This is a genomic window from Pseudomonas sp. P5_109, assembly GCF_034009455.1.
Classification (GTDB): domain Bacteria; phylum Pseudomonadota; class Gammaproteobacteria; order Pseudomonadales; family Pseudomonadaceae; genus Aquipseudomonas.
In genome coordinates, this window is sequence record NZ_CP125380.1 from 6873381 (window position 1) to 6886207 (window position 12827).

9 protein-coding genes are annotated in these 12827 nt (G+C 60.1%); 5 read left to right on the plus strand and 4 right to left on the minus strand.

From position 1 onward, the window contains the following. Positions 1–4 precede the first annotated feature (4 nt). A complete protein-coding gene (locus QMK54_RS30755) occupies positions 5–4534 on the plus strand; it encodes a dermonecrotic toxin domain-containing protein (protein ID WP_320401812.1) in 4530 nt (1509 codons plus the stop codon). Positions 4535–4567: 33 nt separating this feature from the next. Here QMK54_RS30755 and QMK54_RS30760 read toward each other — a convergent pair whose 3' ends face one another. Then, complete coding sequence (locus QMK54_RS30760) at positions 4568–6121, minus strand: PLP-dependent aminotransferase family protein (protein WP_320401813.1); 1554 nt, start codon at positions 6119–6121, stop codon at positions 4568–4570. 92 nt (positions 6122–6213) lie between these two features. On the opposite strand from QMK54_RS30760, the gene QMK54_RS30765 reads away from it, so the two are divergent. The 3 genes from QMK54_RS30765 to QMK54_RS30775 are packed head-to-tail and all read left to right on the plus strand — an operon-like array spanning position 6214 to position 7991. Continuing rightward, a complete protein-coding gene (locus QMK54_RS30765) occupies positions 6214–6837 on the plus strand; it encodes an FMN-binding negative transcriptional regulator (protein ID WP_320401814.1) in 624 nt (207 codons plus the stop codon). A 10-nt stretch (positions 6838–6847) separates the two neighbouring features. Further along, positions 6848–7294 (plus strand): GNAT family N-acetyltransferase, encoded by a 447-nt coding sequence (locus QMK54_RS30770; RefSeq protein WP_110658599.1) that lies wholly within the window; start codon positions 6848–6850, stop codon positions 7292–7294. A gap of 16 nt (positions 7295–7310) precedes the next feature. Continuing rightward, positions 7311–7991, plus strand: a complete 681-nt coding sequence (locus QMK54_RS30775; protein WP_223594431.1) for a GNAT family N-acetyltransferase — start codon at positions 7311–7313, stop codon at positions 7989–7991. 202 nt (positions 7992–8193) lie between these two features. Here QMK54_RS30775 and oadA read toward each other — a convergent pair whose 3' ends face one another. Beyond that, positions 8194–10002 carry a sodium-extruding oxaloacetate decarboxylase subunit alpha gene (oadA, locus tag QMK54_RS30780; protein ID WP_223594435.1) on the minus strand — a complete coding sequence of 603 codons (1809 nt, stop codon included), beginning with the start codon at positions 10000–10002 and terminating at the stop codon, positions 8194–8196. 11 nt (positions 10003–10013) lie between these two features. Further along, entirely contained in the window at positions 10014–11429 is a 1416-nt protein-coding gene (locus QMK54_RS30785; protein WP_046038868.1) for an acetyl-CoA carboxylase biotin carboxylase subunit, read from the minus strand. 189 nt (positions 11430–11618) lie between these two features. Here QMK54_RS30785 and QMK54_RS30790 point away from each other — a divergent pair, with 189 nt between their 5' ends. Beyond that, on the plus strand, positions 11619–12581 hold the full coding sequence (locus QMK54_RS30790) for a LysR family transcriptional regulator (RefSeq protein ID WP_110662046.1): 963 nt from the start codon (positions 11619–11621) through the stop codon (positions 12579–12581). On the opposite strand, the gene QMK54_RS30795 is transcribed toward QMK54_RS30790, so the two are convergent. After that, positions 12523–12732: a PA3496 family putative envelope integrity protein gene (locus QMK54_RS30795; RefSeq protein ID WP_110662045.1), complete on the minus strand. Its 210-nt coding sequence runs from the start codon at positions 12730–12732 to the stop codon at positions 12523–12525. The genes QMK54_RS30790 and QMK54_RS30795 overlap by 59 nt on opposite strands. Between the last annotated feature and the right edge of the window lie 95 nt (positions 12733–12827).

Sequence of the window (12827 nt, forward strand, 5' to 3'; positions counted from 1 at the left end):
GACGATGATTGAACACCCCGAGACTACCGAGCCACCGGTACTGCTGAAAAAAAGCCTGGTCATCCATCAGACAAGTCAGGGACCGACTGTCGATGAAGTCGCCACGCAGATGCTGCGCCAGGGCCTCAAGGCGCTGTATCCCGAGCGCGATATCGCCCCCGAACACACGATGCTCGCCACACCTCAATGGCAATGGCTCGACGGTTCGCTCGTGGCAATGCCTACGCGGTTCGAATCACTGACCCAGGTGCTGGTGCGTCAGTTCTACACCGCTGCCAACGCCAACTACCTGGAGGGTGAACACTTCCTGACGTTGAACCCGCAGGCCACACCGGTTGTGCATCTGGACCTCGACATCGAGGCCATCGCCAGGTTGCTCAACGACTACACCCCCTTGCTTTTCGTTGCCTTCAGGGAACGTCAACTCGCCTTCTGGAACGGCAGCGGACACCAGGCACCGCACTGGCAAGAACTGTCGCAAGCGCTGCGCAAAACCCTCGATGTTCAACGCGTCGACGGCTGGGATGACGATCAGTGCCATGTGGCCCGGGCTGTCTCACTTCACCCGGACAAACCCGAGCGGCAAAAACATGCACCGACGATGGCGGATATCCGGGCCAGCCTGATTGATATCGACACCGTCGATGAAAAAGGAAAAAAACAACACCTGGTCCTCGGTGGCGCTGCCGTACTCACAGGGCGCTATAAACAACGCGATCTGGTGATGATGTACACCGTGGAAACTGGCTATGAATCGTTCGATTCACTAGAGGCATTGGGGGCGTCATTACCGGCGCGCATCCAGGAACAAGTGGCCGGTCGGAACCTGCAGTGGCAGTTGTTCGAGCCCGAGGGTGATTTTTTCGACCATATGGCCTGGGCCCTGATTACCACCCAACTGGACGCTATCGCAGCGATCACCCGCGAAAGCCTCGCTGCTGATGTGGATGACAGTACCGGGCTGTCCGCTCTCCCTGAACACACCACCGTTCAAGAGAAAAACACCCGCAATGATCTGGAGAACTCAATACCCGCCTGGCTGCTCGACGCGTCGGCCGCTGATCTGGATCAGTACAGTCGATCCGTCAACGCATTGGGCAAACTGTACAAGCAGGCCAACAAAGACCTTTTCCAGATCCCTTCGATTGATGCCTTCGCCCAGCAGCGCATGCGCGAAGCGATATTTGCCGACAAGACATCTGCCGCCGGACTGCCCCTCGATAACCTTGAGATCACGATCACCAACAGTTTTGAATCCGGCGGATTGACGCTGCCCAACCCCCTCGACATCCACACCGAAACCCTGGGCGAGTACGCCCTGCAAAACGCCGCGCCGTATCAGGCAACCATTCGCTTCAATCCGCCGCAACCTGTGCCCGAATGGCTGAACGTGACGTATCTGACGAAGATCGCGAGCGAGGTCGATATTGGCCAGAAGTATCCCAGACTGATCAAGGACAAGCTGATCGATGATCCGGTGCAGGCCCGCCTGCAAGAGCACTTTTACATCAGCCAGTTGCGCGCGCTGCTGCCGCTGATTGCCCTGGAGTGCAAGGTCCGCCACATCGGCGGCGTGGATGAGTTGGGTTGCCGCTATGTAAACGAATGGCTCAACCCGACACCCGGCCACCCGCAACCGATCGTCATCCGCCCCTTGTGCTTCGTCCACGCCGCCAACACTGACGGCGACACCGTGGACAACATGTTCATCATCGCCCCGCGCCACCCGGACGTCGGGCCTTGCCTGCTCTATCGTCCACTGCTCGAACAGCCGTTGCTGCAGTTCCCCTCAGCGCAAAACCTGCTGTATGCCCTGCATCAACCGGGCGATTTGAGGGACTCGGTGCTGGCGTGGCTGCCTGACTCGAGCACCAGCTTCAAATACGCCCAATACACCTTCCCCGTCGGCCTACCCAGCCCATGGCTGGGGGCACAGTTACTCTCCGAACCCTGGACAGACGTGGACTGGGCCGGGCCGGTCGAATTGTCATCAACCGAACTGACCGGCGATGTATTCGCCACCCTGTTCCAGACCCATGCCAGGACCATGGCCGAACTCGCGGATCGCCAATCACAATCCAATGCGGAGCGACGCTGGGCATTGCTGCGCGACAGTGGCTGGGCACTGTTCAACGTCGCCGCGAATTTTCTCAGTGGGCCGGCCGGCGCCGCGGTCTGGGTCTGGCAAAGCATCAATGAAGTCGAGCAGGCAGTGGCTGCCCACCAGCACGGCGACAAGCTCACTGAGTGGAACGCGGTCGGGGATTTGCTGCTGACCCTGGGCATCCTCCTCGCCCACCACGCCGCCGTACGGCGCAAGACTGGCCGGCGCGAGGCTGCACCCATAGTCGTTAGCGTGCCCTCCCTGCCAAGCGGCGCTCCGGTCAAACCGGCAACGCCCACAGTGACACTGCTGCCCACACCATTGACCGGTGAACTGCCGTCCAGTCATTACTCCTCGCTCGAGGCCAACGGGTCCGTGCCCCATCGATCCGCCAATGCACTGGCCGAGTATCTGCAGAACCTGACAGTACCGGCACTCGATCTGCAGGCCCCAACCCTGGAGACCCTCCTGCGCGATACCGCGCCTCTTTATCGCCTCGCAGACAAGACCTACGCTCGCGTCGGCGAGCGCTGGTTCCGGGTGATGGAAAACGACGATCAACAGGTCCAGATCGTTTACCCGGATACGCCCTCGAAAACCGGCCCACTGTTGACCCACAACAAACAAGGCCAATGGTTTGTGGACACGCGGCTGCGCTTGCGTGGCGGCGCAGGTGGCCAGAGCCTGCAAAGCCAACTCAAGGCGCAGCGCAAGGAAAAGGCGCAACAGCTAAAACAACTGACCACGGTTCTGGAAACCTTCAAGCGTCAGGAAGCGGCTGGTGCGGCCGCGCTGAAGCAGGCCCTGGAAGCCATGGTCGGCGTCACCGGGCCGGCACTCGAAGAAGCGAACCGGCGTTACCTCACGCAGGTGGAAACGCTGGTTGGTGAGTACGACCAGGCGTTGAAAAATCTGCAGCAATGGCGTCTCAAGGGTGGGAGCGCAGGCTATTTCGATGATCTGCGAGCCATGACCACCCAGTTGCAGAAAAATCTCAGCATATGGTTCTTGCTCAAGCGCAACACCTACGCAACGCTTACCCGGCAGCTCGGCGGCAATACCGTCATTGATTCAAACGTTGCGTTGCAGAAGCACAGAGAAGGTGTCAAAGAGGTATTGGCGTTGAGCCAGGACATGATTGCTCGGCTGCAACTGTCCCAGACATCACTGATACCGCTGGAAATCCTTGGGGGTGCCGGCATGGCCAGCGCGCAACGTATGCGCGAACTGCTCCCGGCGTTCAATGAGTGGGACCTGAAATCCAACGAAATCGGCATGTCCCATGAAATGTGTCTGCGCGGTGCCGAAATCACGCACGTAAATCCTGCGCGAGACGCAGTCGGGACGTTGATCATTGAGGCGGCGACCGCCACCCACCGCCACGCCGCGATGATCAGAAATCCCAACAGCAATGAAGCTGTCGCACTGCGCATTGAACGCCTGAGCCGGCTGATCGATGTCTATGCCGACACCCATCAGCGCCTGCACGATCTTCTCGGTGAGTATCCGGATGACGTTGAACCTGCCCAACTTGAGCGGGTGCGCGGCGTGATCAGCGAGTTTCAGCAATTGGCTCGCCAACAACTGGATCTGCTGTTACCCGAAAGCGCAAGCATCGCCCTGCCTGAAACGCCGAAACCTGCGGTTGCCGGCCCTTCACGCCCGACAGGTAAAGTCACCAAGAGTCGTCCCCGTGATCCGGCGCCTGCCAAGGCGTCGACCTCCGAGGAACCGGCTCTCGACCAGATGCGCCCTGTCGCGCCGCACACCGCCCCCGTGCGAACGCTGGACGACATCGACACGATTGCCAATGCTTTGAGACTGAATGAAGACGTTGAAGGCTTCATTACGCGTACGCGCAAGGACGCCTTCAAACCCAATCGTATCCCTGCGGACATGCAAGACTTGTTCGATCAACAGGCCCGACGGCTGGAACAGGTAGCGATCAATGTCGATCAGGTCATGGCGCGCAGTGGGACGCAGCTTCCAGTGGCCACACTGAGTCTGGAACTCAATGAGGCCGCTACCCGGTTACGCGCCCAGGGTGTGACGACCAGAGCCAGCCTGCTCAAGGAGCGCCAGCCCCGACAAGCCTATTTGCAATGGTTGCTGGACAACGGCCAGGTCCGGATCGACAGGAACGAACAAGGTCGGATCAGGACCAAACAGCGTCGGGATTATTTTCAGGAGTACCGGATTCTCGATATTGGCAACAAAGATCAGCCGCTGTGGCTGGCGCACTTTCACTACGATTCGCTGGACGCACCGCCGGAGCAGTTCACTGCTGCACATTTGAAAATCGCCGACAATCATCTGCAGACATTCACTGCCGAACGTCGCCAGGCACTGACTACCCTGGCGCCGATCGACTATGTGCTGCGGCGCATCAGCGATTCGGCGCTGTTCCTGAATCTCGAACCGAAGCGCTAATACCTGTGCGGGCGGACTGACAACCCGCCCGCTTCAGCGGTCCCGCCACACCGAACGCAATCGTTGCAGCGCTTCCTCGATAGCTTGTTCAGGCACCGCTGCAAACCCCAACACCAACCCCGATCGTTGATCCATCGGCGTCATGGAATCGGGTAGCCAATAGCTGCTCAAGCCATTGATCTCGACGTCGACACTGCTCGCCAGGTCGATCAGCTCGCGTTCACGCGCCACGCTGTCGACCGGCACCGTCATGTGCAAACCGGCAGCGACGGTGGGTAACGGACCGACACCCGGAATATCCGTCGGCCAACCATTGAGCAACGTATTGCGCCGACTCAACGCCGCCCGCCGCATGCGACGAATGTGCCGTTGAAAGTGCCCCGCTGCCATGAACTCAGCCATCACCGCTTGGGTGCTGACCTCGGAATGCCGCACATCCACCGCGCGCCGTTGCGCAAACGCCTGCACCAGCCCCGGCGGCAACACCAGGTAACCCAGGCGCAACGCCGGAAACGCCACTTTGCCGAACGTGCCGACGTAGAGCACCCGGCCTTGCCGATCGAGCGCGGCCAAAGGCGCCAGCGGCGCACCGCTGTAACGGTACTCACCGTCGTAATCGTCCTCGACGATCCAGCCCTGAGTGCGCTCGGCCCAGGCCAGTAGCTCCAGGCGTCGCGCCAGACTCATGACCACTCCGGTGGGATACTGGTGTGACGGCGTCACGTAGGTCAGCCGACAATCAGCGAGCCTCGCTAGCTCACTGCAGTCGATGCCCTCGCTGTCCACCGCCACGCCATGCAATCTCGCACCCGCCACCGCGAACGCATGACCGGCCGCCCGATACCCCGGATTCTCAATCGCCACCCCGTCACCGGGCTCCACCAGCAACTGTGCACAAAGGCTTATTCCCTGCTGTGCGCCACTGGTGATCACAATTTGTTCAGCGGTGCACTGCATGCCTCGCGAACTGCGCAAATACGCAGCAATCATCCCGCGTAAGCGCGCATCACCGGCCGGGTCGCCGTAACACAGCTGCTGTAAATCCGGTTTACGCCAGAAAGCCGCATTCAGCTTGGCCCAAACCTCGAACGGAAACAGATCGAACGCCGGAACACCGACCCGAAATGCCCGGGGCGGACCGCTTGGCGGGCTGGGTAAATGGTTGTTTTTGACGCGTGACAATGGATCGTTGTGGATAACTTTGCTGGATGGATCTACAGGTAAATCGAGCCAATTTGTGGATAAGGCTGTGGGTAACCCTGTTGAAAAGCCTGTGGATACTTTTGTGGATAGTTTTTTTGCCGGCAACGCTGCTTGAGGCAGTTGCGCGACATACGTGCCATCCCCGACGCGCCCCTCGATGAAGCCTTCGGCGTACAGCTGATCATAGGCGCGCACCACGCTGTTACGAGAAATCGCCAGCGCCCCGGCCAGGTCACGACTGGCCGGCAGGCGCGTACCGCTGGCCAATCGTCCATCAAGCACGCGCAGGCGCAAAGCCTGATAGAGCTGACGGCTCAGCCCCTGGCGACGGTCGAGTTCGATACCGGCCGGGTTGAACGACAAGGAAAGCGGCGCATCCGTCATGGCAATGGACCTATGAAATTGGTCGTTAATGGCTCTTACAACAGACCAATAGCCTGCCTAGGATGCAGACATTCGCCAAGGAAAATATCTCCATGTACACGCCACGCGCTTTTGCCATCGACGAGTTGGCCCAACTGCATGAACTGATCCTCGCCACCCGCCTCGCCATATTGGTGACCCACGGCGAAAGCGGCCTGCAAGCCAGCCATGTACCGGTGCTGCTGCATTGCGAGCAAGGCACCAACGGCACGTTGTACGGGCATCTGGCCAAAGCCAATCCCCAGTGGAAAGACCTGCGCGACGGTGCCGAAGCCCTGCTGATTTTTGCCGGTGCCGACGCCTACGTCAGCCCGGGCTTCTACCCGAGCAAGGCCGAGCACGGCAAAGTCGTGCCCACCTGGAACTACGTCGCCGTACACGCCTATGGCCGAGCCGAAACCTTCAGCGATGGCGGGAGGCTGCTCGACATCGTCAGCACCCTCACCGACCGTCATGAAGCGGGCCGCGCCCAACCGTGGTCCGTGGCCGATGCTCCCGCCGATTACATCGACGGCATGCTCAAGGCCATCGTCGGTTTCGCCATTCCCATCGACCGTCTGGAAGGCAAGCGCAAGCTCAGCCAGAACCGCAGCGCCGCCGACATCGCCGGCGTACGCGAAGGCCTGGCCGCCAGCCCCGACGCCAACGACCAGACCCTCGCCCAATTGATGCGCTAAGGAAATCACCATGAGTCAGATCGACATTCGCCAAGTCACCGCCGCTGATCACGCGGCCTGGTTGCCGTTGTGGCAAGCCTACCTGCGCTTCTACAACACCGAACTGGCGGATGCCGTCAGCCAAAGCACCTGGCAGCGCATGCTCGATCCGAACGAGCCAACCCACGCCGCTCTTGCCTGGGCCGACGGCAAAGCGGTGGGCATGGTGCATTTCATCTACCATCGTTCGAACTGGGCCATCGAAAACTCCTGCTACCTGCAGGACTTGCTGGTGGTCCCGGAAACTCGTGGCACCGGCGTCGGCCGTCAGTTGATCGAATTCGTCTACGCCACGGCCAAGGCCGATGGATGCAACAAGGTTCACTGGCTGACCCACGAATCCAACGCCACCGCGATCCAGCTCTACGAGCGCATCGCCGAACGTCCGGGTTTCATCCAGTTTCGCAAAGCCATTTAAGTTCAAGGAGAACAGCATGTCGACTTCACTCGTAGACTGGAAAGGCGTCCCGGCCCCCACGACTCAACTGATCGAAGGGCGTTACATCCGCCTGGAAAAACTCGACCCGGCGCGCCATGGCGACGACCTGTTCAAAGCCCTGCAAGGTCCGGGTGCCGACCCGAAACTGTGGGACTACCTGCCTTACGGCCCCTTCCCGGAGCGCAGCGTCTTCAACGACTGGCTGAACAACCATGCGGCCAACAGCGACCCGTATTTCTTCAGCGTGATCGACCGTGCCAGCGGCGAGGTCCAGGGCATTTTGAGCCTGATGTCCATCGTTCCGGCCCAGGGCCGTATCGAGATCGGCCACGTCACCTTCGGAGCGCCGATGCAGCGCTCGCCAAAAAGCACTGAAGCGGTGTACCTGCTGGCCAAGGAATCCTTTGCCCTGGGTTACCGTCGCCTGGAATGGAAATGCAACAACGCCAACGCCCGCTCCAAATACGCGGCCGAACGATTGGGCTTCAGTTTTGAGGGCGTGTTCCGCCAGCACATGGTGGTCAAGGGGCAAAATCGGGACACCGCGTGGTACTCGATCCTGGACTCGGAATGGCCGGCGATTGGGGCGGGGTTCGAACAGTGGCTGAGCGATGAGAATCAAACGGATTCGGGGCAAATAAAAAACCTGGTCGAGTGCAGAACCCAACAATCCTGAACCCGCAAAACCCGTAGGAGCCGGCTTGCTGGCGATGGACTCAAGTACGCCGCGTATATCCTGCTTACACGCGTCATCGTTAACGACCATCGCTGGCAAGCCAGCTCCTACAAGAACCGCGCCGTCCAAACCCGTGAAAACCCGAAAAAAAGGGGAGCACATGCTCCCCCGAGGTATAAAGCGTTGTATCGAGGCTGTTAACTCAGCCTTCGATCTCGATCAGGATCTCGCCCGGGTTCACCCGGTCGCCCTTGGCCACGTGAATGGCGGTGACTTTACCGGCGATGGCCGCCTGGACTTCGGTTTCCATCTTCATCGCTTCGGTGATCAACACGGCCTGGCCGGCCTTGACGGTGTCACCCTCCTTGACCAGCACGTCGACGATGTTGCCCGGCATGGTGGTGCTGACGTGACCCGGTGCAGAGGCTTGCTTGCGCTTGCTGCTGCCACCACCGACGAACTCGTTGAGCGGCTCGAACACCACTTCTTCCGGCATGCCGTCGATGGACAGGTAGAAGTGACGCTTGCCTTCAGCCTTGACGCCCACGCCGGTGATGTCGACGCGGTAGGTTTCGCCGTGAACGTCGATGACGAACTCGGTCGGCACACCTTCGCCGCCCGCCGAAGCCACCTTGCCTGCTTCCGGAATCGGCAACAGCACTTCAGGTGTCAGGGTTCCAGCCGCGCGCTCTTCGAGGAACTTGCGGCCGATGTCCGGGAACATGGCGAAGGTCAGCACGTCTTCTTCAGACTTGGCCAGTGCACCGATGTCGGCGCGCAGCTTGGTCATTTCCGGCTTGAGCAAATCAGCCGGACGAACGTCGATCACTTCTTCGCTGCCGATGGCCTGGCGACGCAGTTGTTCGTTCACGGTGCCCGGCGCCTTGCCGTAGCCGCCTTGCAGGTACAGCTTCACTTCGTTGGTGATGGTCTTGTAGCGCTCGCCGGCCAGCACGTTGAAGAACGCCTGGGTGCCGACGATCTGCGACGTCGGGGTCACCAGCGGTGGGAAGCCGAGGTCTTCACGCACGCGCGGGATTTCTGCCAGCACTTCGCTCATGCGATTGAGTGCGCCCTGCTCTTTCAACTGGTTGGCCAGGTTGGAAATCATCCCGCCCGGTACCTGGTTGACTTGAACACGGGTGTCGACGGCGGTGAATTCGCTTTCGAACTGGTGGTACTTCTTGCGCACGGCGTAGAAGTACAGACCGATCTCCTGCAGCAGCTCCAGGTTCAGGCCGGTGTCGAACTCGCTGCCTTTAAGGGCGGCGACCATCGACTCGGTACCCGGGTGGCTGGTGCCCCAGGCGAAGCTGGAGATCGCGGTGTCGATGTGGTCGGCACCGTTTTCGATGGCCTTCATCTGGCACATCGCGGCCAGGCCAGCGGTGTCGTGGGAGTGGATGAACACAGGCAGCGACTGCTCGGCTTTCAGTGCCTTGACCAGTTCGCCGGTGGCGTACGGGGTCAGCAGGCCGGCCATGTCCTTGATCGCCACCGAGTCGCAACCCATGGCTTCCATTTGCTTGGCCTGGTTCACGAAGGCCTCGATGGTGTGCACCGGGCTGGTGGTGTAGGCGATGGTGCCCTGGGCGTGTTTGCCGGCGGCTTTCACCGCTTCGATGGCCACGCGCAGGTTACGCACGTCGTTCATGGCATCGAAGATACGGAACACGTCGATGCCATTGACCGCGGCCTTGGCGACGAAGGCTTTGACCACGTCGTCGCTGTAGTGGCGATAGCCCAGCAGGTTCTGGCCGCGCAACAGCATTTGCAGGCGGGTGTTAGGCAGCGCGGCGCGCAACTGGCGCAGACGCTCCCACGGATCTTCTTTGAGAAAACGTACGCAGGCGTCGAAGGTCGCGCCGCCCCAGCATTCCAGCGACCAGTAGCCGACTTTGTCGAGCTTGTCGCAGATCGGCAGCATGTCTTCGGTGCGCATGCGGGTGGCGAGCAGCGATTGGTGGGCGTCGCGCAGGATAGTGTCGGTAACGTGGATTTGTTTGCTCATTGTTCTATTCCTCACAGGCCTGCGTGGGCGGCGATGGCGGCGGCGATGGCCAGGGCCAGCTCTTCGGGTTTGCGCTTGATCGAGTAGTTGGTCAGTTCAGGGTGGCTTTCAACGAAGCTGGTGTTGAACTGGCCGCTACGGAATTCCGGGTTACGCAGGATTTCCTGGTAGTACGCGGCGGTGGTCTTGACCCCTTGCAGACGCATGTCGTCGAGGGCACGCAAGCCACGGTCCATCGCCTCTTCCCAGGTCAGCGCCCACACCACCAGTTTCAGGCACATCGAGTCGTAGTACGGCGGGATGGTGTAGCCGGTGTAGATCGCCGTGTCGGTACGCACGCCGGGACCGCCGGGAGCGTAGTAACGGGTGATCTTGCCAAAGCTCGGCAGGAAGTTGTTTTTCGGGTCTTCGGCGTTGATCCGGAATTGCAGGGCGAAACCACGGTGCTGGATGTCTTCCTGTTTCACCGAAAGCGGCAAGCCGGAGGCAATGCGAATCTGCTCGCGGACAATGTCGATGCCGGTGATTTCTTCGGTGATGGTGTGTTCCACCTGCACCCGGGTGTTCATCTCCATGAAGTACACCTCGCCCTCGGCGAGCAGGAACTCCACGGTGCCGGCGTTCTCGTAACCCACGGCCTTGGCTGCACGCACCGACAGGTCGCCGATGTAGGCGCGCTGTTCCGGGGTCAGTTGCGGGCTCGGGGCAATTTCGATCAGCTTCTGGTTGCGGCGCTGGATCGAGCAGTCACGCTCGAACAGGTGCACTACGTTGCCGAAGCTGTCGCCAAGGATCTGCGCTTCGATGTGCTTCGGGTTGACGATGCACTTTTCCAGGAATACTTCCGCGGAACCGAAGGCCTTGGTGGCTTCGGAAATGACCCGCGGGAAAGCCTGTTCGAGTTCTTCGCGGCTGTTGCAGCGACGGATACCACGGCCGCCACCACCGGACGTGGCCTTGAGCATCACCGGGTAACCGATGCGATCGCCTTCGGTCAGGGCTTCTTCGATGCCCGACACGTTGCCTTCGGTGCCCGGGGTAACCGGTACGCCAGCCTTGATCATGCTGCGGCGGGCTTCGGTCTTGTCGCCCATGCGGCGAATGACTTCGGCCGACGGGCCAATGAATTTGATCCCGCGTTCGGCGCAGATCTCCGCCAGTTCGGCGTTCTCCGAAAGGAAACCATAACCGGGGTGCAATGCATCGCAACCGGTTTCCACGGCCAGGTTCACCAGCTTGCGCGGGTTCAGGTAACCGGCCAGCGGCTCGGCGCCAATGCTGTGGGCCTCGTCCGCGCGCTTCACATGCAAGGCATGGCGGTCGGCGTCGGAATAGATCGCGACCGAACGAATGCCCATTTCGGCGCAGGCACGTACGATTCGTACGGCAATCTCACCACGGTTGGCGATCAGGATCTTTGTTATCACTTGGAGTTTCCCTTGAGCCGGTGTACCCACGACCTGCTAGACCAGATCGACGAGTGACTAAATGTTTCAATTTAGTCGCAGCTCCACACTAGCGCCCACAAGGGATTAACAAAAATGAATAAAAATTGGGCCGTGCATAAGTAAAGACTTATAGTTGATTTACCAGCCAGCGACGAGAGCGACAAGATAATGCGTAAGTCATTGATGCGTATGACTTTGCGGCAATTGCAGATCTTCAACGAGGTCTGTGATTTGCGCTCCTACAGCCGCGCGGCCGAGGAAATGTCGCTCACTCAACCTGCCGTCAGCCTGCAGATTCGTCAACTTGAAGAGCTGATTGGCCAGCCTTTGTTCGATTACGTCGGCAAAAAACTCTACATGACCGAAGCGGCTGAAGCGTTACAGCGAGCCAGCCGGGACATTTTCGGACGCTTGGAAAACCTCGACATGCAGCTGTCGGACATGCAGGGCTCATTGCAAGGGCAGCTGAAACTGGCGATCGAATCCAGCGCCAAGTATTTCGTGCCGCATCTGTTTGCCGCCTTCAAACGCCAGCATCCGGAAGTGAACCTGCAACTGACGGTGGTCAATCGCGGTCAGGTTATTCGGCGCCTGTCGGACAACCGTGACGACCTGGTGATCATGTCCATGGTGCCGCAGGACATGGGCCTGGAATTCCTGCCGTTCCTGAACAACCCGATCGTCGCCGTAGCGCCACCGGATCACCCGCTGTGTCATATGGGGGCGCTGCGCTTGCAGGACCTCGAACCCTACACACTGCTGCTGCGTGAGCCGGGCTCCGGGACGCGGCTGGCGTGCGAAGAGTATTTCAAAGAGAAACGCGTGCACTTCAACCAGACTCAGGAGGTCTCGTCTGCCGAAGCCCAGCGTGAATGTGTACTGGCAGGCCTGGGCGTTGCGCTGTTGACGCGCCACGCCCTGAGCCTTGAGCTGGCAACCGGTGGCCTGATCGAGCTACCGGTCGAAGAACTGCCACTGTTTCGCAGTTGGTGCCTGGTGCAGGCCAAGGCGAAACGCCTGTCACCGGTGGCTCACGCCTTCCTGGCGTTTATCCGTAGCGAACGGATTCAGATCAGCGCGCTGGTTGAGCGTTTCGACGGGAAGCTACGGGAGACGTCTGCCAGAAGTTGAGTTCCAACTCCGGGAAATCGCCAATTTCGGCCAGAAGCTGACGGCGTTCGCAGCGATCTTCGATGGCGCGACGGAATTCCATGCGGCGCTGATCTTCTTGCTGACGACGGGTTTTGACAACGCTGTTGCGTTCTTCGTAGGGCATGGCCATTTCGAGTCTCCCAAGGCGAGTACGGGAGTTTCAAGATAGGCGCGAGGGATGACGGTTTGGCGGCTCGGGCGTTACAGACTGATGAATGTTTGTTC

Bases quoted from the DNA above. Each gene is read 5' to 3' on its own strand.
- QMK54_RS30755 (WP_320401812.1), top strand. From the start codon at position 5: ATGATTGAACACCCCGAGACTACCGAGCCACCGGTACTGCTGAAAAAA.
- QMK54_RS30760 (WP_320401813.1), bottom strand. From the start codon at position 6,121: ATGACGGATGCGCCGCTTTCCTTGTCGTTCAACCCGGCCGGTATCGAA.
- QMK54_RS30765 (WP_320401814.1), top strand. From the start codon at position 6,214: ATGTACACGCCACGCGCTTTTGCCATCGACGAGTTGGCCCAACTGCAT.
- QMK54_RS30770 (WP_110658599.1), top strand. From the start codon at position 6,848: ATGAGTCAGATCGACATTCGCCAAGTCACCGCCGCTGATCACGCGGCC.
- QMK54_RS30775 (WP_223594431.1), top strand. From the start codon at position 7,311: ATGTCGACTTCACTCGTAGACTGGAAAGGCGTCCCGGCCCCCACGACT.
- oadA (WP_223594435.1), bottom strand. From the start codon at position 10,002: ATGAGCAAACAAATCCACGTTACCGACACTATCCTGCGCGACGCCCAC.
- QMK54_RS30790 (WP_110662046.1), top strand. From the start codon at position 11,619: ATGCGTAAGTCATTGATGCGTATGACTTTGCGGCAATTGCAGATCTTC.
- QMK54_RS30795 (WP_110662045.1), bottom strand. From the start codon at position 12,732: ATGGCCATGCCCTACGAAGAACGCAACAGCGTTGTCAAAACCCGTCGT.